Genomic DNA, 209 nt, shown 5'->3' on the forward strand with positions numbered 1-209 from the left:
GTGGTGACAATCGAGTTTGGAGTCACTTCTGAACCTGTACCTGCGGTGGTTGGAATCAAGATTAGAGGTAAGCGCGGCGCTTTTGCTTGGTTCACACCATAGATTTAACTCAGTTGCTGTTGTTGCTCTGGGTGTGCAACTAATGCGATGATATTTGCAACAACCATTGAACTTACGCCGCCAAACCCAAGAAATACATCAATCTTTTC

1 pseudogene is annotated in these 209 nt (G+C 45.0%); it reads right to left on the reverse strand.

Annotated features, from left to right (window positions below):
• A pseudogene (locus ACNQO6_RS18670) lies at nt 1–209 on the reverse strand (iron-containing alcohol dehydrogenase); the annotation flags it as partial.

Source organism: Acinetobacter calcoaceticus (assembly GCF_051947995.1).
Lineage (GTDB): Bacteria > Pseudomonadota > Gammaproteobacteria > Pseudomonadales > Moraxellaceae > Acinetobacter.